Source organism: Synechococcus sp. MIT S9507, assembly GCF_047304715.1.
GTDB lineage: Bacteria > Cyanobacteriota > Cyanobacteriia > PCC-6307 > Cyanobiaceae > Synechococcus_C.
On record NZ_CP138970.1, the window covers coordinates 2,624,215 to 2,649,958 of the forward strand.

Genomic DNA, 25,744 nt, shown 5'->3' on the forward strand with positions numbered 1-25,744 from the left:
CTTGACCTTTTGCAGGGGCAGGCAGAGCCAGCTTCTTCAGGACCAATCATTCGAGATTTAATCCATAGATGTTTGCAAATTCATCCTGGAACGGAGACGTTTTCAGCAGCTCGCTGATTCCCAGTTCATCCTGCCAATCGGTGATCGATCTTTCCCATCCCTCTTCCCAGCGAGGCGAGAAAAGTTCAGGAACCCTCTGGCCAATTGCAATGCCAAAACCGATTGCATCCCAGATCAGCCTGCGCTCACTTGGTTCGTAGGCGCCGCGCAGCATCCACGATGAAAGAATTCCAATATGAAAGGGGCTTGATCCAGTGCTTGCATAAAACGCGGTTGCAGCAGCTTCACCGGCCACTGTGATCGGAAGTCCAAGAATCGTGTGGTGAATTTCATGCAACCGCGCAGCTCTGGTTTTCGCGAAGTCTTCATCGGTTTGAGGTTCTGGTATCTGCGATTGATCAACTAAAAAAGAAATCCCAAGCTTCTCCAGGCGACGATGCACGCACCAACCAAGGCTCCCTTTGGGCATCGCAGCCATTTGCTCAAGATCTGGCCATAAAGGTGAAGGTCGGTTGGCCAGTAGCCCCTGAACTTTTGGAGTGGCTAAAATCCGTTCAATACAGTCTTTCTCCAGTTTGGTATTGCCTGGAATTCCAAAATATCGGCCGTGTTGAAAGATTCTTTCAGGTTGCTTTGCTGTCTGCAGAATTGAAATTCCTAGCTTTGTGACACCCTTGGAAAATGATGAGCGTACGTAGTGCTTTTGGTCTGTAGTCATCCGTTGATGCAGCTCTGCAATCAATGTCGCTGGAATCCCGGAAGATTTCCCCCCCCGAAAGGGTGATTTGCTTCTGAGACTTTCCTGAGTCAACAGGGATCTGCTTGACCAGTCGTGAGGCGTCAGCCGTGGCGCCAAAGACGAAGCCCACACCTGCGGTGAACCCAAAGACGATCAAAGCTGTCCCTGGTGGCCGCTGCTGCCAATCTGGAGCCCCTAATTGCAAAGGCTCAAGGGGGTTGATCCCTTAGTTGTCCCTTGATTTTTGTGCAACTGGGCGTGATTGTGGGCAAGTGCTAATTCACAGACTGTATTGCTGTCAGTATTGTCCTCGTCATTACTTTTGAGGTCGGGGCAGATGCCATCGACCCGGCAATCTCAATGGCCGTTGTTTGTTGGCAACAGTAATGGCTCAGCTGTCGTGATTACTCTGACCCTGATGTGGGTGGTGTGTTCCACAACGCCTATGGCCATGGCTACGTTTGGCGCTTGTCATGTCAGCGCCATGAATACAAGGCCAAACAAAGTACCTTTTCACAGAATGAGGACTTGTTAGCGCTCTTAAGTCTTGCCCGAATTTGGATTATTCATTGATCAATCAAGACAATTGGTTGCTTTTGATTGTGATCAGCCAATGGGTGGAGTGATCCAATCCAGAGTTTAAGTTCACTCTTCGCCTTCAAGTGTGACAACCACCTTTCCGATCTTGCCGGTGAAGCGGAAGGGGACGTCGTAATCCTTTGTGAGGGGCAATCCGGCATCCCTGCCAACATCCAGACCTTCGGTCATGGAGAAACGGGTCGGTACCGTTGCCGGAATATTTCCTTTTGCCACTTCCTCGCCGTTGAGGAGAAGGGTGACTGTTGCTCCTTTTCCAACTCCTCCTCCCTCGTAGTCGAAATCGGCCACGAGCGTGTGGTCACCTGCGGGGAGCACATTTTTGCCCTTGATCGTGTGCTTGTGCTCCGGGTAGTGAGAAAGCGAGTACTTGAAGGTTGGCTTGCCTTCGAGCAGCATTAAACCCCAACCGGCAAACCAACCGCCCTGGGTGATGATCATCCCCTCGGCACCACCTTCCGGGATGAAGAGTTTGGCAGTGATCTTGAATGAGGTGTTTTTCACGCTCACTGCTGCTCCTTCGGGGATGCGGAAGGTGCCGTCGTAGTACACGAACTCCTTCCTGCCACGGTTTGGTTCCGGACGGTTGGCTGGGTCGGCCCGCTCGATGTAGCGGTCGTCGAGTGGAAAGACTTGGTTCTTCTTTGCTTCCGATATAAAAATGGCACGAAGTTCCTCAAGCTTTTCGGGGTTCTCCTTGGCCAGATTCTTAGACTGACTGAAATCCTCTCTGAGGTTGTAGAGCTCCCACTCGTAGTCGTTGAACGGATCAGGATTGCTGGGGCCCCTGCCCTGCCAAGGCAGTCGCTTCGGAGTGCTGTTGGCTATCCAACCCTCATGGTAGATGCCCTGATTCGCAATCACCTCAAAATACTGGGTCTTATGTTGCTCTGGTGCATCAGGATTATTGAGCGTATAGAGCAGGCTCTTGCCGTTCATTGGCACCTGCTTGAAGCCATTGATTGTTTCTGGCTCGGGAAGGCTCGCAGCCTCAAGGATAGTTGGTACGATGTCATTAACATGACCGAATTGGCTGCGGACAGCACCAGGATCCTTAATTCGGTCGCCCCACATCAAGGCCATTCCAGTGCGTGATCCTCCCAAGTGGGAGGCAATTTTTTTGTCCCATTGGAAAGGCGTGTTCATCGCGTGCGCCCAGCTGTGGGAGTAGTGATTTTCGAACCACATGCCTCCGAATTCATCCAGATTTTCAAGCATGTACTCGGGCCGATCGGCCACCTTGTTGCCCATGGTGGCAATCTCACTCGTCATTCCGATGCCTGTGGGATCCTCCGCGCTTGAGCCATTGTCTCCCATGATGTAGATAACAAGGGTGTTCTCCAATTCGCCCATCTCTTCGATGGCATCAATTACACGACCCACCTGATAATCGGCATGCGCGAGCGCAGCCGCATAGGCCTCCATACCTCTCGCAGCAATCCGTTTCTCATCAGTATTGAGTTCGTCCCATTTCTGGTAATCATTTGTGAAGGGATTGAGTACGGCATCGGCAGGAATAATTCCCATCTCCTTTTGCTTGGCGAAGGTCATTTCTCGCTGACGATGCCAACCGTGGTCAAACTTCCCCTTGAACTTGTTTAACCATTCTTTCGGAGCGTGATGGGGGGCATGCGCAGTACCCGGTGTGTAATAAGCGAAGAAAGGCTTATTGGGCCAGACGGATTTCTGTGTCCTCATCCAGGCGATTGCACGGTCCGCCATCGCCTCATCAAGGTGGAAATCCTTCTTCCCTAGATAAGGCTCGATGGGCACCGTGTTCTCATAAATCGGCGATCGGTACTGGTGGGCATCGGCGCCAAGAAAACCGTAGAAATATTCGAAGCCCAAGCCTGTTGGCCAGAGGTGGAAGGGGCCTGCGGGCGAAGTCTGCCAATCCGGAACATTATGGTTCTTGCCAAACCAGGAAGTGCCGTAGCCGTTGGCGGTGAGAATCTCACCGATGGTGCCGACACTGCGGGAAACTAAACTGTGATATCCCGGATAGGGCGTCGAAAACTCCATGATGATGCCGGTGGAGGCGACATGGTGATTGCGTCCCGTGATCAGTGCTGCCCGCGTGGGGGAGCAGACCGCCGTGGTATGGAATGCGTTGTAACGCAATCCTTCTTTCGTAACCCTGTCGAGGGTGGGAGTTGGAATCGGGCCGCCAAAGCTTGAACTTGCACCGAATCCCACGTCATCCATCATCACCAGCAGCACGTTCGGAGCACCTTTTGGTGCTTCGATCTCCTTGGGCCAATCAATAGGATCGCTTCCACCTACAGACGGAGCAATCTTTCCGAGTTCTTGGTACGGCTCGATCGGCAAGTGGCGTCGGTCAGGCCACTCGGTAGACAGAGCTGGGGCACATGTTGCACACCCCGCGATGGAAAAGAAGGCAGCAAGGGCGTACAGCAGCCTCAACCGTTCAGATATGGCTCGATCTCTCATTTTGTTGTGTCCCTATCGCGACTGAATTGATTTGTTATAGATGTGGCGAATAATGTTTATGCGGTTTATTTCAACACTTTTATATCACCGAAAATTACATCCGAAACCGAAGATTCCCTTATGGCAGGACTTCCTGAGAGCGTTTTGCCTTAGCGGCATTCTCCAGATATCTGAGTGCTTCTGAGGGCATATCGGCTCAGGATCAAAGCTGACCTTGGTGGCCAATGGTGCCACTCAAAATTGGCTGATGGCAGTGGTTTTTGTGTAGTGGTCCCTGAGTTGTCTCTGATTTATCGTGCAACTGGACAGGACTATGGGCATTGACTTACTGGCTATCAGCTCAGCGCAATTCCGAGGTTTATCTGAACCCTGGCCCTGGTTGGTTCGGATCGCTCGGTAGAGGTTTGTCTTACCTGAGCGGCAATAGCTGCATTCAGCACACTCCGGGGTGTAAGTGGGAATCACATGATCTCCGCATTTCACCGAGGTAACGCCTTCTCCCACCTCAACCACCACGGCACCACCTTCATGTCCGAGGACGGCAGGAAACAGCTATTCGGGATCTGCACCAGACAGGGTGTATGCGTCTGTATGACAGACCCCCGTTGCCACAATTTTCAGCAGAACTTCCCCGTGCTGAGGTGAGGTCACATCAATCTCAGTGATATCGAGAGGTTGGCCCGCAGCCCATGCCACAGCTGCTCGGGAGCGAATCATGGATTTAAGTTCAACGCTTCATTCATCATGTGCTTGTAAGTTCCACTGCGCATCCTTGAGATCGGGGCCTTGAATAACTTGATGGCCTGAAGGGAGGCGAGTGCAAACCCCCACACATAAATGCAGAGCTTCAGTAAGCCAATGACGATTCTGACTTTTCCTTCCATTAAAGGGTCTTCCAGCATCTGATCAAAGGTTCAAAGTCTTAGAAGGAGGCTCGTCTGGGTTGATCTATGGCTTTATCCGGAAGGTCAGCACAAATTTTCAACATGATCAGATCGCGCCTGACAGCACAGGTTGTTCTGGCTGAGCGTCAGTCGCGTTTCGGGATGAAATCGGATCGAGGCTGATCAGCAGTTTTGTTGCTGATCCGGTGGGTTGTGGAGGGATGGTCATGGTCACATTTCCCCCTTGATCCGGAAGGAAGTGAACACAGCCTTTAACTCCTTCAGGTGTTACAGCCCAGAGTCTGTAAAGCCTCCCTTTAGGTGCCTGCGGTAATCGATTCAATGTGAGGAGATTGCTTGCTTGTCCAGGACGAATGAGAACCTCACCATGAACGCTTTGCATGTTTCCTGCTGCCGTGGCATGAAGCTCAACTGCGCGATCACCAGGATGTCGAGCGATTGGGGCAATTGCGCCTCTCTGGTTTGCGATCTGAAGCTTGGATCGATAAAGCTCTCCACCTGTGAAAGCAAGACTTAAAAGTAAGACTCCGATGAACCAGCTCTGGGGATTGAAAGTCCTTTTTTGACGTGAGGAATGCAGTAATCGTTCTCTGACTGCAGCCGAAAGTGGCGGTGCAGAATGCGTCTCCATTCGGCTGTGAGCAGCTTTCAATTCTATTAACAGGTTTTCTTCCTCTGCTGAAATGGATTCATGCGCCAACAATTCTGTTTCCTCAGAACTGAGGTTTCCCAGAACTCTGCCAGCCAAGAGTTCATCTCGCTTAGTGAAGTCATCATTGGGTTGAGATGGTGAAGACATTGTTCAGCAATCCTCCTGTGAAGAAAGTGCGCTACGGAGTTTGAGTAATGCCCGACGACTGATCGTTTTGACAGTGCCCAGTGGGATTTGAAGTGAGGCTGCAATGTTGCTTTGACTGATGTCTTGGCGATAATTCATGGTGAGAATCTGCTGTTCACGTGGTGAGAGTTCTGCCAGAGCCTTTTCAAGCCGGAATCTGGCATCAATAGCTTGAAGATCAACAGGATCCTGTTGACCATGACCTGGCCTGAATCTTTCAAGGATTTGGCGACGATTGCGCCTCTTGTTAATCCTGTTGATACCCATCGATCGTGTCAGCATCAAAAGGTATTGACGAATTTCTCCGCGATTCGAATCGAAGCCACCACGCTGCAGCCTTAAAAACACATCATGAGTGAGATCTTCAGCCTCCTGTTTCTGGGAAAGGAGACTGAAGGCGAGTCGGTACACCGATGGTGCATGATCGTCGTAGAGGAGGGCCAGCTGCTCTGGGCTGACAACAACTGTTGAGCTCACATCTGACCCTGTAGCTGCAGATCCTGAATCCCCGTCAACAGATAGAACGCACCAAAAGCTAGAAGAACCATGGCACTGATCCCTGTGATCTGATCACCTCTTTCGAGGAGGTGGCGGCGAATACCACCGAGTTCAACACCTAAGCCTGCCAAAAGGATCACCATGCTGTATCCAATGGCGTACATGATCATTGCTACGACCGCAAGAGGGGGTGAGCCAGCAGCCGCTGCGCTGCTGAGTACAGCGGCAAGCACAGGACTTGCACAGGGGGATGTGACCAGTGCGAAGGTGAATCCAATCAACCAAGGTCCTTTCGGTAATTTGTTGACCCATCCTGGTGCTTTGATAACTCCCATATTGAGGCGATGCCAGGGAACGCGTGGTCCCCAACCTTTCAATTGCAGTGCCATGGCAATCACAATCACGCCAGCAGTGATGAACAATCCACCGCGATGATCAATGATCAATGTTCCTGCCAGAGATGTGAACAACCCAAGAATGCTGTAGGCCGTAATCACTCCAAGGCTGAACTCAATGACCTTGCCAGTGTTCGGACGTTGTTGATTCTGAGCCCCGAGATAAGAGAGCTGCACTGGAAGTAGGGCGAGGACGCACGGTGACACACTGGCTATCAATCCGCCTCCTAAAGCCAATACTGGCAACCCTAAAACAGCCCAGCCATGATTACCTGTCCATTGCGTAAGCCAGTTGGCATAGTTCTGACTGATTGATAGAACAGCTGATTCAATTGCTCCTGCTGACGCGGCGATGACGGCTGCAGCCAAGGCGAGGAGTAACAATTGAGTGCGTCGAGAGCGCCAGAGGTTTTTCGTAGAAGATAACATTTTCTCTCAGCGATTAAGCATTGCACGTGTTGTTTTGATGGCCTTGAGGTAAGGATCAATTTTGGTTTGTGCACGAAACGTGTTGACTGCAGCACCGGTTTCTGGATTGAAGATGCTCACCAGACTGGTTTGACTCCGGTTGCTTTTGAAGAATTGGGATAAGCCGAGTTTCTCCGCCCGTGTTGCAGATTGCTTGGCGGCGGTTGGGTTTGAGACATCAAAACGCACCCAGTGCACTGAGTTTCCTTCCTTCTGGCGAAGAGAGTTCATCACTGGTTTGATGTTCTGGCAAGCGCTACACCAGGTCGCATAAACCTCAACCAGCACTGGTTTTCCTTGGAGAGATTTAGAGAGAGGGCTTGCTGCAATGGCTGGTTTTGTGAGAGAAAACGACAGTGGCGTCTCTAGTAGTGGTGCCAAAGACGCGACTACGGGTATCAAAGCAGCTCCAAGCAGATTGGAGAGCAGTGCATGCTGTTTCAAAGCGAGTTTTGAATCACTGAAGCTCCATACCGGCCAAGTCCTCAATCGGATTCAAAACCGGATCGATGTCATGCTGACGACAGCTCTACGAGCCCTACCGAGCCCCAGAACTTCTAGGTGCCGGCCTTGGATCAGTCTTTTGCAATGCAGGCTGATTCGGCCTGTATTGGATCGCTGATAGAAATGACCACAGCCGATCTGAATGGACCTGAATTGACTCAGCAGTTCAATTGGAAACCATCATCGAGCTCTGAGTTGATCGTGAACACTTCAAAACTCAATGTGATCACTGGCAGGGTCATACAGGGTGTAATTAGCCCCAGATCCAACACCGATCACGCTGCGTCTTGGCACCGGCTGTTCGTGCAACTGTTCACGAGTGTGATCTTTCACTCTTGATCGAATCTGCCCTCCGGTGAGCTGCAGTCGGAACTGACGTCCACTGCGCGCAGTGAACAGTCGATTGACATCCAGGCGAGTGAGTCTGTCGAGAAGGATCAATGGTGAGGTCGTTTCATCGAGTTCATCGCCCACATCCGCTGAACTGCCGTGGATCAGGCCGCAGTCCAGTTCAATCAAGCCAAATTGCAGCGACGCCAGCCAGTTGAGGTGGTCTGTATTCACTGTTTGCAGCAACCGCTGAATCTCAGAGTCATCGGACTGTCGATGTAATTCTTCGGCTTTGGCTTCTCCGCGGTAGCCATGCAGCGATAACAGTTGCTCTTCCTGCCAGCTGTATGGGTTCCTTTCTCCCCCGATAGGGTCATCTAGGGCGGGTCTCGCCAGGAGCACTAGTCCTGAACTCCAAAGGAACAGCTGATTTGAGTGATGCCAGGCCATCTGAGTGCAACTGAAGGCATCTCGTCGGTGGACCAAAGCTGGCCCTGGTGGCCGCTGCTGCCACTTAGCTCTCAGTTATATGTATGGGTCTGGGGGGCTTGTCCCTGAGCTGTCTCTGATTTGTTGTGCAACTGGGCGTGATTGTGGGCAACAACTGGATTCAGCAACTGCATCCAGTTTTCGAATGGGGTGATTGTGCTGATCAATCAGTCCACACTGAAGAAGCAGGTATCCCAACATCGTTTTCCCCTACTGCCTCTCGACCTTCACTGTCATGATTGCACCGGGTGCTGGCACGTACGCACGAAGGACTCCATAGAAGTCTTTGCCAGTGGGGATTCCGTTTTTTCCACTTCCATCCGGACTGAGTGTGATGGTTGTTGTTCCGTCTTGGTTCGGTTCTGAGGAAAATGTGGTCCGGTCGTAGATCTTCAGATCGTTCGGGATCAGCAGCTTGTTATCGGTTCCGTAGAGGGTCACTGAAAAGTAGCCGCCAGGGTTGTAGAGCCCTGCAGGCACAGTCACGACATACGTCGCATCACCGCGCAAAGGCGCACCGCTGTCGTCGACCAAGATGGTGCCGTAACGGACCGTGTCGGAAGGCGTTCCTAACTGGCCCAACTTCACTCCGGCTGCGAGGTCGAGGAAGCTGACGTCTCCGCTGACCCGACCGAAGGCGTCATCGGGGTTGATATAGGTGATCACCGTGTCGATCACGGCCTGGGCGTTCTTTTCCGTCTCTGGACTGAATTGCTGGACCTCACGCTGCATGTCTCCCTTGCCGCCCTGCATCTGGAATTGGCTACGGGAGGCGACGACTGCGTCCAGGTTTTCGACGACGACCATCCTGGTCAGCACAAGACCTTGATCCGTTTCAAGCTCAACCACCTCAAAGTCGCCCTCGGGCATCGCTTGGCTGGGTCGTTTGAGCAGGATCGGCTTGGTTGGGTTAGTGATGACAGCCGGCACATTGTGCTTCATATCGAAGACCGATACCGACAGGAATTTGTCGTAAGTCGGCGTCGTGAGGATCGCCGGGCCGTCTGAGATCGAAAACCAGTTGTAGCCGTAGTCGACAGTGGCTTGTGGTGTGACCACGGTGGTGTCGCTGGGATCCACCAAACCGGTGAACTTGAAGGTGCCCTTCTCGTTCTTCTCCAGCCAGGTGTTCATCATCTTGACCTGTTCCTGATTCGGAAACTCCCTCAGGTAGGACTCGACAGTTTCCTGTGCTGCTGCCATTGGGCTCAAGGTCAGCAGAGGCAGGAGGCAGAGGAAACGACGAAGGCGGTGAGACATCTCAGAAATTCTGAAAGGCGAACGTGGTCTTGACCCTATAAGGGAGATTTTTGCAGCAATCCGACTAATGCAGGCTTGCTCAACACCTTTACTGGCTTTTAGCAGCGGATTGCATTTCGGGAACTTTCCAACTTCCATCAAAATAAGGCTTTTGCGGAGAGTAAATGCGCAGCGTTGCATTGGAGCCTGGGTAAATTTCTAAGAAATTTTCTTTGGCTGAATTCTTTCCGAAATTAAGCGTATAATTGCCATCTTTATCCTGCCTCGCAAAGGAGCTATTTACATTGTAATTCTCTCCTTGGGCGAATCCATCTTTGTCGTAGACAGTTACCGACCAAAAAGCATTGCTTGCCATAGGGACATCCTTCAGTACGAGTGTGAATTCTTCGTCAGAACCAGGAATGCTAATGGAAGGATAGACAGCTCCTTCTTTTGTCAGAGCCCCCCATCCGAAGGCAACTCCAATATTTCTCATCTCCGAGCTGATTTCACCCTTGTCGCCAAAGATTTCTTCACTGCTAATACCTTTTGCTTCTTTTTCTTCTTGATAGTCAGATCGCATTGAAAGCATTTGGGTCCTATCCCAATCTTTGGTTTGCACGAATTTGCCGCGGTTCTTTTGGCGAATTTTTATTTCATCTTGAATGTCGGCAACCCGCTCAATATCGGCGGGATCCTGCATGTTTACTTGGGTGCGAATGATGATAAAGGCGAAGCGACTACCCACCATTTCTTCTGTTATCTCGTAGACGCCGGGCTTGCTGGTCACTAATGGAATCCAGTGATAAGCGCTGACGACTTCCAGGATTTGCAACCGATCGGAAGCAGGCAAGGTGATTGTTGCTGGACTTTTCAAGTCAACAACAGCTGCTGAGTACAATGTATCGAAGTTTGGCCTCAATATAGTTCTATCTTTGGGATCCATTGCTTTTCGGAAATGCATGAACACACCCATCCCATCTGAACAGGTTGCCCTTGCAATTTTTTGAACATAATCACCGAGAATTATTTCAGTTTCGGCAAACGCGTAATTGTCTGCATTGACGATGGCTTTCGTCGTTGAACTTTCTTTTTTAAGAGCAGGCTTGATGTCGTCGCACTCTGATGGCCTGCTGCTAGCAAAAACAGAAGTATTGGCACTCATCGCCAAGCTTGCTGCGATGACAGCCGCAAGACAAAAAGCAGGCTTGATCCGATTCACTATTTAAGCTTCAAAAGATGTTGTAAATTTAGCCAATATTTCGGGCTAAGCATTAATCTTAGAGAAATCAGAGCGCTCCCAACACCAGCTAGAGCAGTCATGAAGGGCGATCTGAGTGCAACTGAAGGCATCTCGTCGGTGGACCAAAGCTGGCCCTGGTGGCCGCTGCTGCCGCTTTATCCGTATGGCCGCCGTGCCACTCACTTTGAAGAGCTGATTCCCGGAGAGATCTGGAGCCTCGAGCAGCTTCAGGGTGTGTATTACGTGGCGGTGCCCATCCGGCTCACGGTGGTGAAGGTTCCCGGCGGTCTGATGCTGGTGAATCCGCTGCCGCCCACCGGTGAGCTTCGTGCGTTGATCCGCACGCTCGAATCTGAGCATGGTCCGGTGTGCAGCATCGTGTTGCCCACGGCCTCCGGCCTGGAGCACAAGCTGCCGTTGGCTCCGATGGCCAGAGCATTTCCTGATGCTGATCTCTGGGTCTGTCCTGGTCAGTGGAGTTTCCCGGTCAATTTGCCGCTCTCCTGGCTGGGTGTTCCCGCTGGCAGAACCAGGGTGTTGCTCGACGATGGTGTGCCCCACCCCGAAGTCTGTGAATGGATTTCATTGGGCCCGCTGGATCTCGGCGTTGGTTGTTTCCAGGAGGTGAGCTGTCTGCACCGCCCCTCAGGCGCACTGCTGGTGACCGATGCCCTGGTTGGTATCTCCTCGGAACCACCGGAGGTGTTTGCGCAGGACCCCGCACCGCTGTTGTTCCATGCGCGTGATCGTGGGGATCAACCCTTTGAGGACACTCCCGACAATCGCCGTCGCGGATGGGCTCGGCTTGTGCTGTTTGCTTCCTACCTGCGCCCGGAACCGCTTGATGTGCCTGGTTTGCTGGAGGTGATCCGGCAGGCCTTTCGGCCCGGTCTGCGCAGTGCGCGAACCCATTTCGGCCTGTATCCCTTCGCCTGGAAGCCCGGTTGGCTGGATTCAGCCAAGGCTCTGATGGGTGACGATCAACCACGACTGCAGGTGGCGCCGGTGCTGGAGCGCCTGGTGCTGCCCAGGCAACGACAGGCGTTGATCGCCTGGTTGGCGGCTCTCGAACAGCAGCGCGATCTGCACTGGCTGGTGCCCGCTCACTATTCAGCGCCGCTGACCTTCTCAACCCTTCAGGTTGTTCAGCTGCGCGAACATCTCATGATGCGTGAATGGGCTCCCAGTGAAGGCAACTGGGAATTCCTGGGCAGCATTGATCAAACCCTGCTCGATCTTGGAGTTGTTCCTGACTCGGAGAAGTCATCGCAGTAAGCCAACGCCGTAATCGCTGAGCACTGCGGATGTGAATTGGCTTGTGGGTTCAGAGATTCGATTCGGAGTCGATCGCCATTTCATCGTCTCCAAACAACGTCTCTTCCAATTCCTTGCGTTGCTCCATCTGGCGCAGGAAGTAACCAGTCATCATCGCGGAGGCCAGCATGTTGGCCAGATTGTCGCGATTGGATGTCACTTTCACTTCGAACTGTTCACCGGGGAGCATTCCCAGCAATCCCTGAACGTTATGGCGAATGATGTCCTGGATGTCCGGGCTGGCCGATTTAGCCACGCGTTGCAGCACGTCCGGAGATTGGTCCTGCAGGTACTGAATCAGGCCATTGACGGGCTGACCCTCCTGGTTATCAGTGGTCAGAAACTCAGGATTGAACATCCCATCGCGCTCCGTCATGCCCTTGACCCTATCGCAGCTGTGCTCTTCGTCACCAAGGCGTCCGGTCGTGAGAACCGAATCGGCCCGAATCTGCTGAGCGGCCAATAACGCAGGATTGCCGTTCCGATCACATCGGCTTCCGGCAGGGGGCCCCAGAGGTGTGAATCAAGGCTGGCATTGCGGTTGTCGCCCATCACCCAGAGCTCGTTGTCCGGCACGGTGACCGGGGCCATCACGTAGTCGATCGCCTCGTTCAGCCAGGGCTCATCCACGGCCTCGCCGTTGCGCCTGAGCTGGCCATCACGCACCTCCAGCTGGTCTCCAGGCCTGCCCACCACCCTCTTGATCAATGCAGCATCCGGGTCATAGCCGGCCCGCACCAGTGGCTCAGGAACCCTGAACACCACGATGCTGTTCAGGGGCAGCGCTTGGTGACGCGCCCGGTCAAAGCGTGGACTCAGTTTCTCCACAAGGATCCTGTCCTGCAGCTGCAATGTGGGCAGCATTGATCCGGATGGAATCCAGCGCGGCTCCACCACGATCCAGCGCAGCAGCAGTGCCAGCAGCACCCAGATCAGCAAGGAGCGCCAGCTGCCCTGACGTTTCGTGGAGTCGGCGGACGGGTCGCTCATCAGCAGCGTCAGCAATGAGGGTTGGCCTTGACCGAGGATCGCATCAGCCTCGGCATCAGGTCTGAGTCACGCTTCCGACAACCTGGCCTCCGCCATCGGCCTGCTGCTGTACCTGCAGCGGCAAGGCCTGGAACGTCTGGTGCTCTGCCCTGGCAGTCGTTCCGCACCACTGGCGCTTGCGGCGGGTGGCCTGGCTGAACGGGGAATGCTGATGTTGACCACGGCCATTGATGAGCGCTCCGCCGCTTTTCATGCCCTCGGCATGGCCACTGCATCCGGGCGTGCAGCGGCAGTGATCACCACCTCGGGTACTGCAGTGGCCAATCTGCTGCCCGCTGCGGTGGAGGCCGACCGCTCAGCGCTGCCCTTGCTGTTGCTCACCGCCGATCGTCCGCAAAGGCTCAAGAACTGCGGCGCCAACCAAACGGTCAATCAGGAGGACTTTCTGGCTTCGGTATGCCGTGCGTTCATGACAGGACCCATCGATGGCCTGCACCGGCTGTCGAAGACCCAGCTGCAAGCGCTGGCGGACAAGGCCTGGGAGCAAACGCTTCAGCATCCCGGGCCGGTGCACCTCAATCTCCCTTTCGAGGAGCCCCTGCATCCCAGCCGCGAAGACCAGCAGCAGGCCTGGTCTGATTGGGATTGTGCTTGGAATGAGCAGCGGCCGTTTTGCCTGCCGGTGGCCTCCGCTGCTGCCAGGCCAACCGATTGCCTCGACTGGTCTCGTCCCGGGGTGGTGGTGGCCGGACCCTGGCGGGGGCTGGAGGCCGACAAGCCCGCCTATCAGCAGGCACTCAGGACTGTGGCTGAGTGCAGTGGCTGGCCGGTGCTGGCGGACCAGTTGGCCGCAATTCCTGCAGATCTTCCCAATCTGATTCGCCACTGGGAGCTGCTGTTGCCGCGGGGTCTGCCGGCTCCTGAGGCAGGCCTTCAGGTGCTGCGGCTGGGCCCACTCCCTGCCAGCCGGCGACTGGAGAGTTGGTTACGCAGCCTTGGTTCGGGCCAGCTGTTGATCAGCGAAGGCGAACCCCGCTGCCTGGATCCGCTGGGGATGTCGAGGCAGTGCAGCAGTGGCCTGGTGGCCTGGTGGAACGCCATCAGCACCGATGCTCGCTTCGCTCCCTCCAGCTCCAGGGCGCTGCTCACGGCCTGGGCTGAGGCCGACGCCCAGGTGCAAAGCGTTCTGGATCAGCACTTGCCAGCTGCTGGCGCTGTCAGCGAGCCCGCACTGATGAAGGCCCTGCCCGAACTGTTGCCGCAGGGGCTGCCGCTGATGCTCGCCGCCAGCAGTCCCGTGCGCGACTGGCAGACCTTCGCCGCCTCGGATCTGGGGGCGCGTTGTTGTTTCAGCTTCCGAGGCGCCTCCGGCATCGACGGCACTCTCTCGCTGGCTCTTGGTCTGGCTCGCGTTCTGGGTCCAACCGTGCTGATCTGTGGTGATCTTGCGCTGCAGCACGACAGCAACGGTTGGCTGCTGGCCAGTGAGGTCTCTCCACCTTTGCTGGTGCTGTTGATCGACAACGCCGGTGGCGGAATCTTTGCCCAGCTTCCGATCGCCTCCAGTGCTTCCAGCTCGTTTGAGCAGCTGTTCGCCATGCCTCAGCGCCTCGATCCCCTTGCCCTTGCAGCGGCCCACGCGGTGCCCTCACGTCAGCTCAGCCGGCTCGAGGACCTGCAGTCGGCTCTGGAATGGGGGCTCTCGCAGCAGCGCACGGTTCTGCTGCGCGTCTGCACCGATCGATCCGCCGAAGCCGCACTGCGGCGGCAGCTGCGTGAGGTCACGGTCACCGCACTGCAGCAGTCCCGGGGCGGTACAAAAGAGTCCTGATCGTCGTCGCTGGCATGGCTGAGTCTTCGTCCCGTCCGGTGTTGCCCGGTGATTCAGGAGTGGCATGGCAACCCTGGGTCCAATACGAGGATGTGTTGCTCGATCGCAGCGACTCCGGTATCGCCAGGGTCGCCATCAATCGACCGCAGAAACGCAATGCCTTTCGCCCGCGCACCGTGGCGGAGCTCTGCGATGCCTTCGCCCGCATTCGTGATGACAGCGGCATCGGCGTGGTGCTGTTCACCGGGGTCGGTCCTGCAGACGACGGCGGTTATGCCTTCTGCGCAGGTGGTGACCAGAGCGTCCGTGGCGACGGCGGCTATCTCGATGAGCAGGGTCTGGCCAGGCTCAATGTTCTTGATCTGCAGCGGATAATCCGCAGTCTTCCCAAGGTGGTGATCGCCCTTGTGGCCGGCTATGCGATCGGTGGCGGCCAGGTGCTGCATCTGCTCTGCGACCTCAGCCTGGCGGCGGACAATGCCGTGTTCGGCCAGACCGGACCACGGGTCGGCAGTTTCGATGGCGGATTCGGTGCCGGTTATCTGGCCCGGGTGGTGGGCCAGCGAAAGGCGCGGGAGATCTGGTTTCTCTGTCGCAGGTACGGCGCTGAGCAGGCGCTGGCGATGGGGCTGGTGAATGCTGTTGTTCCTTTGCAGGAGTTGGAGGCCGAGGGCGTGCGCTGGGCCCGGGAGGTGTTGCAGCACAGCCCCACCGCGATCCGCTGTCTCAAGGCTGCCTTCAACGCCGAAACTGACGGGCTGGCAGGGCTTCAGGAACTGGCGGGACAGGCGACCCATCTCTTCTATCGAACCGAGGAGGGTCAGGAGGGTCGTAATGCCTTCCTTGAGAAGAGAGATCCCGATTTCTCTTCTTCCCCCTGGCTGCCTTAGCTAAACAGGGTGAGATCCCGCTCTGCGCAGCGATGCCGGTTCACATTTCCATCCCCTCACCGGGCCCGGCATCCCTGGCCGCACTGATGTTGCTGCTGCCTGGTGGTGCTCTGTCCGCTGAGACAGAGTTCACCACTGAAAATGCTGCTGCGCCAAAAGCTGTGACGCCAACAGCCAAGCGCGAACCGGATCCGATCCCCCCCCTGGCAGCAGCGGTCACGGATGCTGAATCCATCCAGCGGGTTCCCGATGATCTGCTGCAGCGCCTGGGTCTGCAGCTTGTTCTTGATCGTCAGCATCGCCAGTTGCTGGTTCTCCACGACGGTGTCCTTACCCGTCGCTTTCCAGCTGCGGTCGGAACGGTGGGATGGGAAACGCCCGCAGGACGTTTTCGTGTGATGCAGAAGGTGAAGAAACCGGTATGGACCCATCCGGTGAACGGCGAGAAGCTGGGACCGAATGATGCGGACAATCCACTCGGAAGCCGCTGGATCGGTTTTCACCGCGACTGCAAAGGTCGCGAAGGCTGGGATGGTGAGCAATATCTCGATATCGAGGGCTGCACGGTGGCTGGATTTCACGGCACCCCCTATCGCTGGACGGTGGGGCGCGCCGTGTCTCACGGTTGTGTGCGTCTCTACGAGGAGAACGTGCAGGAGATCTTCGAGATGGTGCGGGTCGGCACTCCGGTCACCGTGCTGCCCTGATCAGCCTGATCACCAGGCCTGATCAAGCGGCATTGCGCTTAAAGTCGCGCCGCTTAGCCGGATCGATCGTCCATGCGTGTGCTGTTTGCCGCCGCTGAATGTGCACCCATGGTGAAGGTGGGCGGTATGGGCGATGTGGTCGGTTCCCTGCCTCCGGCTCTGGCCCAGCTCGGCCATGACGTGCGCTTGATCATGCCCGGCTACAGCAAGCTCTGGAGCCAGCTGGAGATTCCAGCTGAACCCATCTGGCGAGCCCAGACCATGGGCACTGAATTTGCAGTCTTCGAGACCCGCCATCCCACCAACGGCCTGCCTCTCTATCTGGTCGGGCATCCCGTGTTCGACCCTGAGCGCATCTACGGCGGTGAAGACGAAGACTGGCGCTTCACCTTCTTCGCGAGTGCGGCAGCGGAATTCTCCTGGAATGTCTGGAAGCCCCAGGTGCTGCACTGCCATGACTGGCATACGGGGATGATCCCTGTCTGGATGCATCAGGACCCTGAAATCAGCACGGTCTTCACCATCCACAACCTCAAATATCAGGGACCCTGGCGCTGGAAGCTGGACCGCATGACCTGGTGCCCCTGGTACATGCAGGGCGATCACACGATGGCGGCGGCGCTTCTCTATGCCGAGGGAGTCAATGCCGTTTCGCCGACCTATGCGCAGGAGATCCGTACCTCCGAGTACGGCGAAAAACTGGAGGGGTTGCTGAACTACATCGCAGGCAAGCTGCGCGGAATCCTCAATGGCATCGATCTCGAGGCCTGGAATCCTGCTACAGACAAGGCCTTGCCAGCGAATTACAGCGCTGATGACCTCAGTGGGAAGCTGGTTTGCAAGCGCGTGCTGCAAGAGCGAATGGGGCTTGAGCCGCGCGATGACGCCTTTGTGCTGGGCATGGTGACGCGCCTTGTTGATCAGAAGGGTGTGGATCTGCTCCTTCAGGTCGCCGATCGACTCCTGGCCTATACCGATACCCAGATTGTTGTGCTCGGGACCGGTGAGAGAGGCCTCGAGTCGGGTCTCTGGCAGCTTGCCTCCCGCCATCCCGGCAGGGTTTCGGTGTTTCTTACCTACGACGATGCACTCTCACGCCTGATCTACGCCGGCAGTGATGCCTTCCTGATGCCCAGTCGTTTTGAACCCTGCGGCATCAGCCAGCTCAATGCCATGCGTTACGGCTGTGTGCCTGTTGTCCGCAAGGTTGGAGGACTAGTTGACACCGTGCCACCACATGACCCGCGCAACGATCTGGGAACAGGTTTCTGCTTCGATCGCTTCGAGCCGGTTGACTTCTACACCGCGTTGGTTCGCGCCTGGGAGGCCTATCGCCATCAGGACAGCTGGCGACAGCTCCAGCTGCGAGGCATGCGTGAGGATTACAGCTGGGCGCGTTCGGCCCTTGAGTACGACCAGATGTACAGGGATGTGTGTGGTCTGAAGGAGCCCGGACCCGATGCGGCGGCTGTCGAGCGTTTCTCTCAGGGTCAGGAAGCTGATCCATCGCGCAATGGAGCCGTTGATCCGCAGGCTGACCAGGCCTCGAAGGCTGATGGCCGTGGTCGAGGCAGTCGCAATCCCCTGGCCCGTTTGCTGCGTCAGTCACGTTCTTGAAGATCGCTTCGTCGCTGTCAGAAACGACCATGATGGGATTGAGCCTTGTGCGCAAAAACTGTGCGTCACTCGGTTTTCATGGCTTCATGGCTGAGTGATGCAGGAACAGGATGCAAAGGACCAACGTTCGCTTCCGGCTCCTTACCAGAGCCCCTGGGAAGCATTGCGTGAGGACCTTCCAGCTGCTCTGGCGGATCTGCGACTGCGCCTTCAGGAACTCAGACGCCGCAATCGTGAGGGTGATCTTTCCACTCCCGGATTCTGGCCACAGGATCTGGCTCCTCTTTTCTGGCCTCTGGTGCTGGCCGCTCTGTTGCTGGTTCTTTCGCTTGGTGTCGTCCAGCTGCGTGCAGCTTTGAACGTCGCAGAACCGGATCCAGCTCCGGTTGTCGAACGGATGCGCACGACTCCCTTGCCTGATGCACGCCCTCTGAGCCCCGAACCTGCGATCGTGCCTGGCGATGCTGATCAAGCACCGAGGTCCCTGACAACGTCTCCTTCACAGGCGCCGATTCAGGTCGCACCAGCTGAGCCCGAGCTTTTCGAATCCTCTGAGCCGGAGCCAGCGGCCCTGCAGGTGAATCCCCTGTTGAATCTGCTGGAGCAGGTGGATGTCGACAGCGCTGCTCCAACAGGTTTGCTGCTGTCTGCACGGCCTGTTCCCGCAGAGAATGCTGCGGTGCTGGTTGTGGATTCAGATCTGTGGTCTGAACTGCCGCTGACCCTCCGTCGCCAGTGCGCGGAAAGCTGGTGGTTCACCCTGCAGGACCAGGGCTTCGATGTCATCACTCTTGAAGATGTCAACCAGCGTCTGCTCGCCAGGCCCGCCAGGGTGGGCGGCGGCATGATCATGTTCGACCCGTTGCCTTCGTCATGACGCTGCAGCTCGCTCAGCTTGTGCAGCTCTGGGGGAATCCCGAACTGCGTGGAGCTGCGTCCGCAGATCAGCTGCAGGCCAAGCTCGGGCCTGTCTGCACGGACAGTCGGCAGCTGCAGTCTGGTGCTTTCTTCATTCCCCTGCGCGGTGACCGTTTTGATGGACATGCGTTTCTGAACCAGGCCGTGGAGCTTGGGGCTCAGGCCGCTGTTGTGGCCATTGACTGGAACCATCCCCTGCCGAATGGGCTGCTGCACTGGAGGGTTGACGACACGCTCTGGGCCTATCAGCAGCTGGCCACGCTGCACAGGCGTCAGCTGAAAGCGGGCGTTGTGGCCGTGACCGGTTCAGCCGGTAAGACCACCACACGTGAGCTGATCCGAGCATCGCTGGCGCCTCTTGGAGATGTTCAGGCCACCGTCAGCAACAACAACAACGACATCGGCGTGCCGCTCACCCTGATGGGTGCGCATCAAGGTCATGCTGCTGTGGTTCTGGAAATGGGCATGCGCGGCCTGGGTGAGATTGAGCGCCTTTCCCGTTGTGCGGAACCGGAGATCGCTGTGATCACCAACATCGGAACTGCTCATATCGGTCGGCTCGGAAGTCGAGCCTCCATCGCTCAGGCCAAATGTGAGATCACCGCCGCTCTGGCTCCTCAGGGAGTTGTGGTGATTCCTGCAGGTGATGCTCTGCTGGAGCACGCACTCTCCAGCTGCTGGAGCGGCCGCATTGTGCGGGTTGCCCTGGAGGGAGATCTCTCTGCTGATGACTCCGAAGTGGCGGGCCTGCCTGTGGCTGATCCTGATGTCGCGGATCTGATCGGGGTGCATGATGCGCGGGAGAGTGTGCTCAGCTTTGATGGTCTGCGCTTCAACTGTCCGCTCGAAGGACGTCATAACGCCCGTAATCTGATGCTGGCACTGGCGGTCGCTCTTGAACTCGGGGTTTCCCCGGCGGATCTGCAGGCGATCCAGGTGGATGTGCCCGGCGGGCGCAACAGGCGCCTGAGCATCGGCACACTCAATCTTCTGGATGAGACGTACAACGCTTCGCCGGAAGCCGTTTTCGCAGCTCTGGATCTGCTCGCACAACAACCAGGTCGTCGATTCGCCGTGCTCGGCACCATGCTTGAGCTCGGTGAAAGCAGCATCGAGCTGCACCAGGCAGTCGTCTCCAGAGCTGTGCAGCTCGGACTGGATGGTCTGGTGGCTGTGGCGTCCGGTGCGGAAGCTTCTGCCATGCAACGAGCTGCGGAGTCGATGGACCGCTTCGCTCTTGCGGAGTCTCCAGAACTCGCTGCTGAGGTTCTCAATCAATGGCTTCAGCCAGGAGACACTCTGCTGCTCAAGGCCAGCCGAGGAGTTGCGCTTGAACGGCTGATTCCACTGCTGCAAGAACCCTGAGCTAAGGGTTCAAGCCACCATTACATCGGTGTTGGAGTCTTCGCAGCGAATCAGATCAATGGCATGGGGGTGGTCTCGAATGAAGGGAACTGCCTCCATGGCCAGCACTCTGGCCTCGAACGCATCACTGGCATAAAAACAGGCTTCGAGTCTTCTGCTGCTGCCGTCGCGGTATCGCACCGTGTAGCGCTTCTGATCGCTCATGGATCCAGTGATCGATACACCCAAGTTCCCTCATGTTCAGCATGAAACCATTGCCAACAGCTTTAGAGATTCAGGGGATTCATGTCATTTTTCACGTCTGCTCTGGTTCGGCACTGTTGTTTCGAATCACTCATTTGTTGTTAATCCCTCATTCAGCTGTTGAGCTCATTGGTTTGAGCTGATCTGTCTGCAGCAATTCAATCGGATCCATGGTGACCTCATTCCAGCCATTCTCCTCACGATTGGAGATCAGCGGAGTCAGTTGAATCCTCAGAGGACATCCCTCGCTGATGTCGACTCGCAGGGCGCTGTACGCCTTGCCGCCATCGCAATCAGCCCAGTTTCTTCCCACGTAGAGGTCACTGCTGGCAACCAGTCGCTGTTCTCCGTTGTCCCGTGCTTCGGTCAGGTCAGGTCCCTGTCCCCGTTGATCGCGAAGGCTGTAGCCGCTGCCTCCGCAGACAACCCAGTTGGTGAATGAATCGCCGTGGCCGGTGTCATGAGTTCGCAAGACCTCGAGGCAATGGGCATGACCGCTGAGTACGAGATCAACGGTTCGGTGATTACGGCTGTGTCTGCCAAGAGCTGTGTTCACATCATCGAGAACGTTGCGCAGTCGGTTTCGGATCGCCAGCGTGTCGGCCTGAGCCCATTTGGTTCTCTCCGTCACGTAAGGCGGGTGATGCAAGGTCAGGATCCGGCCGCGGGCATCCGGATCACGATGGGATTCGATCAGTCCCTCATACAACCATTTCAGTTGCTCGCCGTCCACAGCGGTGTGGTGCTGAAGCCTCCGTTGCAGATCCAGCCTTTCCTCCTGGAGCGTTTCGAGGTCATCCATCAGTCCATCGCGTTGATTCTCGTCGCTTGCTTTGAGGGAAAGCGCCTTGAGGCAGTGAGCCTGTTCGTCTTCAAGGGATTTCAGCTGTTGTCGCAGCCGGACACGGTCATCCTGACCACTCACCGGTGCAATCAGGGTGTTGGAGTCAAGCGCGAAAACGTCGACACCGGCATGACGAAACCGGTAGTAGCGGTTCGGAAGACTTGTGTGATGACCGGGTTGATAGCTCAGGCAACGATGACCATCCCATTCAGCCGTGTAGTGACGGTCGAGATGGTCAGCCAAGCGGCTGCTGGGCACGTCCGACAGCACATCCATGAAGGCATGGGCAAAGCAGCCCCCCTGATCAGAACCGCGCCATCCGGTATCGACATCGTGAAACCACTGCAGATAGCGACGCAGGGGCAGGGTCAGTCCGGCCAGTGCCGAGATGATCGGGGCCAGATCGTAATAGTCGTGGTTGCCGAGCACCGGCAGAAAGGGTTGGTTGAACAGCAGGTTCTGCGGAGTGATGCTTTCCCAGTTCTCTCCTCCACAGAGCCATTCCCGGTAAGGGCGAATGAAGTTGTTGCGGTACTGGGCCGCGGCGCCCACCAGATACACCACATCTCCTGTGTGCAGCAGGAAGGCGGCCTTGTTTTTGTGAGGGAGCAGACGCTCGGCGATGTGACGCGGAGGGCTGTGCCGTCGATGGCGACCTGTTCCGCTGTCGCCGAGCACCAGGAAGTGAAACGCGTCGTGTTTTGTTCTGTGGCCTCCGGAAGGATCGATCACCAGTCGTGTCTGATCGATCCCTCGCTCCCTGATCGCCGGATGCTGCCAGCGGACGCGGTGTTCCATGCGCATGATCTTGCGCTCAATCGGCGGGTCGCTGGCGAGATTCAAGGGCTGAGACGGATTGGTGCGATGACTTTCAGTGCATCGGGGATCACGGACACCGTCATGTGGTCGGTTTCCTCGATCTCACCATCAATGACCATGGTCTGCGGCTTGGGGAGGGTCACGCTCAGCTGATGTGTGCGTGTGCAGAAGATATCGGCATTGCTGGCACTGTTTTTCAGCACTGCTGATTTCGCCAGGCTGGACAACACCGAGAAGCCGCCCATCCGCCCTCTTGGTGAAGCGATGATCACCTCCAGTTGGCCGTCATCGGGGATCACCTGACCGAAGCCCTGTGCCATGACTGATGTTGCGGGGGCTGCATTGGCCACGGTGATGGCACTGGCATTCACTTCCGTTGATTCGCCGTCGATCAGTAATTCGGCCGTGAAGGGTTGCTGTTCCACCAACTGCCGGGCTCCCGAAAAGATGTAGGCCATCGGCCCCAGCATGTTCTTCAGTTCACGGCTGGCTTTGTTGACCATGCCGGCTTCGAAGCCAAGTCCTGCCAGCAGGATCATCGGCTTGTCATTGCAGAGCGCAACATCCACAAGGCGCGTGTTGCCGAGAATCAGATTGGTGCAGGCGGCCTTGACGGACGTTGGAATTCCCAGCGCGACCGAGAAGGCGTTGGCCGTGCCCCTGGGAATGATGCCCAGAGGAATGTCGGTGCCTCGCAGTGCACTGGCGACGGCACCCACCGTGCCATCACCACCGGAGGCAATGATCAGCGATTTACCCTGCCCCTCCTGATCGAAGGCGTTGATCTCCCTGATCAGTTCCTGTGCCTGCACGCTCGGATCGACACCGGGTTTGGTCATCCACACCTCAAGCATGATCTGGGGCTCGAGGTAGTTGCGGATCTCGGCGAGTTCGGCGTTGGGATCGCCTTGTCCTGAAATGGGGTTGAAAATCAGAAATCCTCGACGACTTCCCTTGATGCCCCGAAGGATTGCCGACGCGGTGGCGGGATTGAGCGCGATGGGCAGGTTGTTGAGCAGTGCTGCCCGCAGGAGTGGTTCGGAGAGCACGTCCCCGGCTCTTTCACCGCCTGGGGATGGGAAATGGACGAGGCCGCTGATTTCGCCGTTGATGATCGTTGCGGCCAGTTCGATATCACCTCCTTCAGTGATGGCACGCGATGCCGTGACTGCAAGATCGTCGAGGCTTCCGCCGCTGGTCATCAGCTCAAGCACATCCTCAGCGACGAGAAGTTCGAAACCTTTGAGAACCGCAGCGTTGTTGAGGATCCAGGTTCTGAGCGCCGAACAAACGTTCAGGTCGGCATTGAGAACAATTTTCGACGGCATCGATGCTCAGGTGAGTTGTCTGGTGTCTGGACATGGTTGGCCTGGAGTTCACCGACCTGACCTGACAGCCTTTCCGGCTCGACTGACGGCAGTGAGCCATTGAGGTCTTCTCTGTTAATAGTGGACCAGACCTTCCACGTCAGCTCACGACTAAATCCGACAGATCCCGATAGTGCTGAGATTGATCCTCGGCAGAGTGCTACCCCGGTTCCAGTCGCAACGCAGGTCGGAAGACTTTTCGCTGGTGCAGATTGCCAGCGAGGCATCACCCGGTCGCCTGCCCCCTATGGCTTGGCTCCTGACCAGTTCTCTTTGATCGTCTGTTTGGCCCTCCCAATCGCCAGAGCTCCATCCCCGACATCCTTGGTGAGTGTCGAACCTGCGGCCACGGTGACCTGCTTGCCAAGCTTGATCGGTGCGACCAGCACTGAATTGGCACCTGTTTTGCTGCCGTCGCCGATCACAGTGCGATGTTTGTTGGCGCCGTCGTAGTTGGCAGTGATGGTGCCAGCACCGACATTCACATTGGTTCCCAGCTCGGCATCGCCGATGTAGCTGAGATGGTTCACCTTGCTGCCGCTGGCAATGGTGCTCTTCTTGACCTCCACGAAATTGCCGATCTTGCAGTCATCACCGACTGCAGCATCGGGCCGCAGGTGAGCAAATGGTCCGACAGCCGTGTTGTTTCCCACTTCGGCCTTGATGACTACCGAGTGCAGCACAGTGACGCCTTCGCCCAGCACCGCATTTTCCAGAAAGCTGCCAGGGCCCAGTCGGCAGTTGTCACCGATCCGGCAGGAACCACGCAGATGCGTCTGAGGTTCGATCACCACATCCCGGCCGAACCGGCATGTTTCGCTCAGGCTGCAGCTGTCCGGGTCAATGAAGGTGACACCCTCATCCATCCAGTGCTCTTTCAGGCGCTGCTGCAACAGGGCTTCGCATTGAGCCAGCTGGCGTCTGTTGTTGATGCCGTTCACTTCATCGGCATCGTCCACTTCAAGATGCATGGCACGATCGAGCATGCCAACGGTGTCGGTGAGATAAAGCTCGCCCTGATCGTTGTCGGTGCTCAGCGTCGGGAGCACGGCTGCAAGCTTGCGCCAGTTGAAGCAGTAGATACCGGCATTGGTGAGGCTGTTGCAGCGTTGTTCCTCACTGCAGTCGCGATGCTCAATGATGGCGCTGACCTGGCCATCCGCCTTCACGAAAACACGCCCGTAGCCGCTGGGATCCTCCAGACGGGCCGTCAGCAGCGTGACATCCGCTCCACTGCTTCGGTGACTCGCCACCAGCTGATCAATGGTTTCCGCACGCAGCAGGGGAACATCACCGTTCAGAACAAGAAGCTCTCCTTCAAAGTTCTGCAGAGGCATGAGCAGCTGTTGCACGGCATGACCGGTGCCGTTCTGGGGATCCTGCAGCACAAATTCGAGCCCGTTGATGTGGCTGAGCTGCTGCTCAACACGATCAGCCTGATGTCCAACGATCAGGATCCGTCGCTCAGGCCTCAGATTGCCGGCGCTGGCAAGAACCCGTTCCACCAGGGTTGCGCCAGCCAGCGGCTGCAGCACCTTCGGTAATGAACTCTTCATGCGGGTGCCTTTGCCTGCGGCCAGAACAGCGACAGCGAGCATGAACAGCGATGCGAATCGGGCGGAATCTATCGGGATGTGGTGGATTCCGCCCAGCGGTCAGGTTCCTGACCTCTTCAGCGGCCGACCAGAGTGCAACTGGGTTGGCGAATCAGGGCGTGGGCCCGTTGGCGGGTGCAGTCCATGGGTTGAAGAACTGTGCTGAGGCGGTCGTCGCCATGCAGGGCTTCGAGAACCAGAAGACTGCCGTAAAAAACGATCTGAAATGTCCAGGCGTCGAAGCCGGACAGAGTGAAAGTCATGGCAGAAATGCACATCACTGCATTCAGCCTGAACCTTCATGGGCCCGAAATCGACGATGTCTTGAATTCCCCATTGTGAATCAACAGAAAAGACAATCAAGATTTCACCCTCTGCCTTGTTTTTCATACCGGCAAAGGTTGATGCAGACCCCGAAAACTGTTTGATCAGATCATTTTTTCCTGTCTGTTCAACCCGTTGTTGATGTCGCTTCGGCACTCAAATCC

Annotated in this window: 24 protein-coding genes and 1 pseudogene; 7 read left to right on the forward strand and 18 right to left on the reverse strand. The window is 56.4% G+C overall.

Annotation, left to right across the window (positions count from 1 at the left end):
• Nucleotides 1-46 precede the first annotated feature (46 nt).
• The 11 genes and pseudogenes from SIB83_RS14395 to SIB83_RS14445 all read right to left on the reverse strand — a co-directional run bounded on the left by SIB83_RS14395 (nucleotide 47) and on the right by SIB83_RS14445 (nucleotide 10,735).
• The gene (locus tag SIB83_RS14395) at nucleotides 47-871 is read right to left on the reverse strand and encodes a Coq4 family protein (protein WP_413402178.1); all 825 of its coding nucleotides are present in this window, start codon (nucleotides 869-871) and stop codon (nucleotides 47-49) included.
• 573 nt (nucleotides 872-1,444) lie between these two features.
• A complete protein-coding gene (locus tag SIB83_RS14400) occupies nucleotides 1,445-3,724 on the reverse strand; it encodes an arylsulfatase (protein ID WP_413746244.1) in 2,280 nt (759 codons plus the stop codon).
• A gap of 489 nt (nucleotides 3,725-4,213) precedes the next feature.
• Nucleotides 4,214-4,564 (reverse strand): annotated as a pseudogene (locus tag SIB83_RS14405) (alcohol dehydrogenase catalytic domain-containing protein); the annotation flags it as partial.
• Nucleotides 4,561-4,749, reverse strand: a complete 189-nt coding sequence (locus SIB83_RS14410) for a hypothetical protein (protein ID WP_413746245.1) — start codon at nucleotides 4,747-4,749, stop codon at nucleotides 4,561-4,563. The gene SIB83_RS14410 and the pseudogene SIB83_RS14405, both read right to left, overlap by 4 nt.
• Nucleotides 4,750-4,837: 88 nt before the next feature.
• Nucleotides 4,838-5,551: an anti-sigma factor gene (locus SIB83_RS14415; RefSeq protein WP_413402183.1), complete on the reverse strand. Its 714-nt coding sequence runs from the start codon at nucleotides 5,549-5,551 to the stop codon at nucleotides 4,838-4,840.
• A 3-nt stretch (nucleotides 5,552-5,554) separates the two neighbouring features.
• On the reverse strand, nucleotides 5,555-6,067 hold the full coding sequence (locus SIB83_RS14420) for a sigma-70 family RNA polymerase sigma factor (protein ID WP_413402185.1): 513 nt from the start codon (nucleotides 6,065-6,067) through the stop codon (nucleotides 5,555-5,557).
• Complete coding sequence (locus tag SIB83_RS14425; protein WP_413745343.1) at nucleotides 6,064-6,660, reverse strand: cytochrome c biogenesis protein CcdA; 597 nt, start codon at nucleotides 6,658-6,660, stop codon at nucleotides 6,064-6,066. Before SIB83_RS14425 ends, SIB83_RS14420 begins: the two co-directional genes overlap by 4 nt.
• Nucleotides 6,661-6,918: 258 nt before the next feature.
• On the reverse strand, nucleotides 6,919-7,440 hold the full coding sequence (locus SIB83_RS14430) for a thioredoxin domain-containing protein (RefSeq protein WP_413402188.1): 522 nt from the start codon (nucleotides 7,438-7,440) through the stop codon (nucleotides 6,919-6,921).
• Between the two features lie 225 nt (nucleotides 7,441-7,665).
• On the reverse strand, nucleotides 7,666-8,235 hold the full coding sequence (locus tag SIB83_RS14435) for a phosphoesterase (RefSeq protein ID WP_413746246.1): 570 nt from the start codon (nucleotides 8,233-8,235) through the stop codon (nucleotides 7,666-7,668).
• Nucleotides 8,236-8,484: 249 nt separating this feature from the next.
• Entirely contained in the window at nucleotides 8,485-9,534 is a 1,050-nt protein-coding gene (locus tag SIB83_RS14440) for a DUF1214 domain-containing protein (RefSeq protein ID WP_413746247.1), read from the reverse strand.
• Between the two features lie 88 nt (nucleotides 9,535-9,622).
• Nucleotides 9,623-10,735, reverse strand: coding sequence for a DUF1254 domain-containing protein (locus tag SIB83_RS14445; RefSeq protein ID WP_413746248.1), 1,113 nt, complete (start codon nucleotides 10,733-10,735; stop codon nucleotides 9,623-9,625).
• Nucleotides 10,736-10,834: 99 nt separating this feature from the next.
• Here SIB83_RS14445 and SIB83_RS14450 point away from each other — a divergent pair, with 99 nt between their 5' ends.
• Nucleotides 10,835-12,031, forward strand: coding sequence for a DUF4336 domain-containing protein (locus SIB83_RS14450; protein ID WP_413746249.1), 1,197 nt, complete (start codon nucleotides 10,835-10,837; stop codon nucleotides 12,029-12,031).
• Nucleotides 12,032-12,080: 49 nt separating this feature from the next.
• On the opposite strand, the gene SIB83_RS14455 is transcribed toward SIB83_RS14450, so the two are convergent.
• Together SIB83_RS14455 and lepB are read right to left on the reverse strand one after the other, a co-directional pair.
• Nucleotides 12,081-12,428 carry a DUF760 domain-containing protein gene (locus tag SIB83_RS14455; RefSeq protein ID WP_413406381.1) on the reverse strand — a complete coding sequence of 116 codons (348 nt, stop codon included), beginning with the start codon at nucleotides 12,426-12,428 and terminating at the stop codon, nucleotides 12,081-12,083.
• A gap of 14 nt (nucleotides 12,429-12,442) precedes the next feature.
• On the reverse strand, nucleotides 12,443-13,060 hold the full coding sequence (lepB, locus tag SIB83_RS14460; protein ID WP_413746250.1) for a signal peptidase I: 618 nt from the start codon (nucleotides 13,058-13,060) through the stop codon (nucleotides 12,443-12,445).
• Between the two features lie 82 nt (nucleotides 13,061-13,142).
• Between lepB and menD the strand changes: the two genes are divergently transcribed.
• From menD to SIB83_RS14490, 6 genes are all read left to right on the forward strand, one after another.
• Entirely contained in the window at nucleotides 13,143-14,891 is a 1,749-nt protein-coding gene (gene menD, locus SIB83_RS14465; protein WP_413747388.1) for a 2-succinyl-5-enolpyruvyl-6-hydroxy-3-cyclohexene-1-carboxylic-acid synthase, read from the forward strand.
• Nucleotides 14,892-14,905: 14 nt separating this feature from the next.
• Nucleotides 14,906-15,781 carry a 1,4-dihydroxy-2-naphthoyl-CoA synthase gene (gene menB, locus SIB83_RS14470; protein ID WP_413746251.1) on the forward strand — a complete coding sequence of 292 codons (876 nt, stop codon included), beginning with the start codon at nucleotides 14,906-14,908 and terminating at the stop codon, nucleotides 15,779-15,781.
• A 32-nt stretch (nucleotides 15,782-15,813) separates the two neighbouring features.
• Nucleotides 15,814-16,488 carry a L,D-transpeptidase gene (locus tag SIB83_RS14475; RefSeq protein WP_413746252.1) on the forward strand — a complete coding sequence of 225 codons (675 nt, stop codon included), beginning with the start codon at nucleotides 15,814-15,816 and terminating at the stop codon, nucleotides 16,486-16,488.
• Between the two features lie 72 nt (nucleotides 16,489-16,560).
• Nucleotides 16,561-18,105 carry a glycogen synthase GlgA gene (gene glgA, locus SIB83_RS14480; protein ID WP_413746253.1) on the forward strand — a complete coding sequence of 515 codons (1,545 nt, stop codon included), beginning with the start codon at nucleotides 16,561-16,563 and terminating at the stop codon, nucleotides 18,103-18,105.
• Nucleotides 18,106-18,202: 97 nt separating this feature from the next.
• Entirely contained in the window at nucleotides 18,203-18,982 is a 780-nt protein-coding gene (locus SIB83_RS14485; protein WP_413402265.1) for a hypothetical protein, read from the forward strand.
• Nucleotides 18,979-20,388, forward strand: a complete 1,410-nt coding sequence (locus SIB83_RS14490; protein ID WP_413746254.1) for a UDP-N-acetylmuramoyl-tripeptide--D-alanyl-D-alanine ligase — start codon at nucleotides 18,979-18,981, stop codon at nucleotides 20,386-20,388. Before SIB83_RS14485 ends, SIB83_RS14490 begins: the two co-directional genes overlap by 4 nt.
• Before the next feature lie 9 nt (nucleotides 20,389-20,397).
• Here SIB83_RS14490 and SIB83_RS14495 read toward each other — a convergent pair whose 3' ends face one another.
• The 5 genes from SIB83_RS14495 to SIB83_RS14515 all read right to left on the reverse strand — a co-directional run bounded on the left by SIB83_RS14495 (nucleotide 20,398) and on the right by SIB83_RS14515 (nucleotide 25,519).
• A complete protein-coding gene (locus SIB83_RS14495) occupies nucleotides 20,398-20,592 on the reverse strand; it encodes a hypothetical protein (RefSeq protein ID WP_413402269.1) in 195 nt (64 codons plus the stop codon).
• Nucleotides 20,593-20,740: 148 nt separating this feature from the next.
• A complete protein-coding gene (locus tag SIB83_RS14500) occupies nucleotides 20,741-22,318 on the reverse strand; it encodes a metallophosphoesterase family protein (RefSeq protein WP_413746255.1) in 1,578 nt (525 codons plus the stop codon).
• A complete protein-coding gene (locus tag SIB83_RS14505) occupies nucleotides 22,315-23,622 on the reverse strand; it encodes a diacylglycerol kinase family protein (protein ID WP_413402273.1) in 1,308 nt (435 codons plus the stop codon). Before SIB83_RS14505 ends, SIB83_RS14500 begins: the two co-directional genes overlap by 4 nt.
• A 284-nt stretch (nucleotides 23,623-23,906) precedes the next feature.
• Entirely contained in the window at nucleotides 23,907-25,259 is a 1,353-nt protein-coding gene (gene glmU, locus SIB83_RS14510; RefSeq protein ID WP_413746256.1) for a bifunctional UDP-N-acetylglucosamine diphosphorylase/glucosamine-1-phosphate N-acetyltransferase GlmU, read from the reverse strand.
• A 74-nt stretch (nucleotides 25,260-25,333) separates the two neighbouring features.
• Complete coding sequence (locus tag SIB83_RS14515) at nucleotides 25,334-25,519, reverse strand: hypothetical protein (protein WP_413402276.1); 186 nt, start codon at nucleotides 25,517-25,519, stop codon at nucleotides 25,334-25,336.
• Nucleotides 25,520-25,744: the final 225 nt, after the last annotated feature.

Excerpts from the sequence above, each read along its gene's own strand:
- SIB83_RS14410 (WP_413746245.1), bottom strand. The coding sequence starts at position 4,749 with ATGCTGGAAGACCCTTTAATGGAAGGAAAAGTCAGAATCGTCATTGGC.
- SIB83_RS14415 (WP_413402183.1), bottom strand. The coding sequence starts at position 5,551 with ATGTCTTCACCATCTCAACCCAATGATGACTTCACTAAGCGAGATGAA.
- SIB83_RS14435 (WP_413746246.1), bottom strand. The coding sequence starts at position 8,235 with ATGGCCTGGCATCACTCAAATCAGCTGTTCCTTTGGAGTTCAGGACTA.
- SIB83_RS14440 (WP_413746247.1), bottom strand. The coding sequence starts at position 9,534 with ATGTCTCACCGCCTTCGTCGTTTCCTCTGCCTCCTGCCTCTGCTGACC.
- SIB83_RS14450 (WP_413746249.1), top strand. The coding sequence starts at position 10,835 with ATGAAGGGCGATCTGAGTGCAACTGAAGGCATCTCGTCGGTGGACCAA.
- SIB83_RS14455 (WP_413406381.1), bottom strand. The coding sequence starts at position 12,428 with ATGTTCAATCCTGAGTTTCTGACCACTGATAACCAGGAGGGTCAGCCC.
- lepB (WP_413746250.1), bottom strand. The coding sequence starts at position 13,060 with ATGAGCGACCCGTCCGCCGACTCCACGAAACGTCAGGGCAGCTGGCGC.
- menB (WP_413746251.1), top strand. The coding sequence starts at position 14,906 with ATGGCTGAGTCTTCGTCCCGTCCGGTGTTGCCCGGTGATTCAGGAGTG.
- SIB83_RS14475 (WP_413746252.1), top strand. The coding sequence starts at position 15,814 with ATGCCGGTTCACATTTCCATCCCCTCACCGGGCCCGGCATCCCTGGCC.
- glgA (WP_413746253.1), top strand. The coding sequence starts at position 16,561 with ATGCGTGTGCTGTTTGCCGCCGCTGAATGTGCACCCATGGTGAAGGTG.
- SIB83_RS14485 (WP_413402265.1), top strand. The coding sequence starts at position 18,203 with ATGCAGGAACAGGATGCAAAGGACCAACGTTCGCTTCCGGCTCCTTAC.
- SIB83_RS14490 (WP_413746254.1), top strand. The coding sequence starts at position 18,979 with ATGACGCTGCAGCTCGCTCAGCTTGTGCAGCTCTGGGGGAATCCCGAA.
- SIB83_RS14495 (WP_413402269.1), bottom strand. The coding sequence starts at position 20,592 with ATGAGCGATCAGAAGCGCTACACGGTGCGATACCGCGACGGCAGCAGC.
- SIB83_RS14505 (WP_413402273.1), bottom strand. The coding sequence starts at position 23,622 with ATGCCGTCGAAAATTGTTCTCAATGCCGACCTGAACGTTTGTTCGGCG.
- glmU (WP_413746256.1), bottom strand. The coding sequence starts at position 25,259 with ATGCTCGCTGTCGCTGTTCTGGCCGCAGGCAAAGGCACCCGCATGAAG.
- SIB83_RS14515 (WP_413402276.1), bottom strand. The coding sequence starts at position 25,519 with ATGACTTTCACTCTGTCCGGCTTCGACGCCTGGACATTTCAGATCGTT.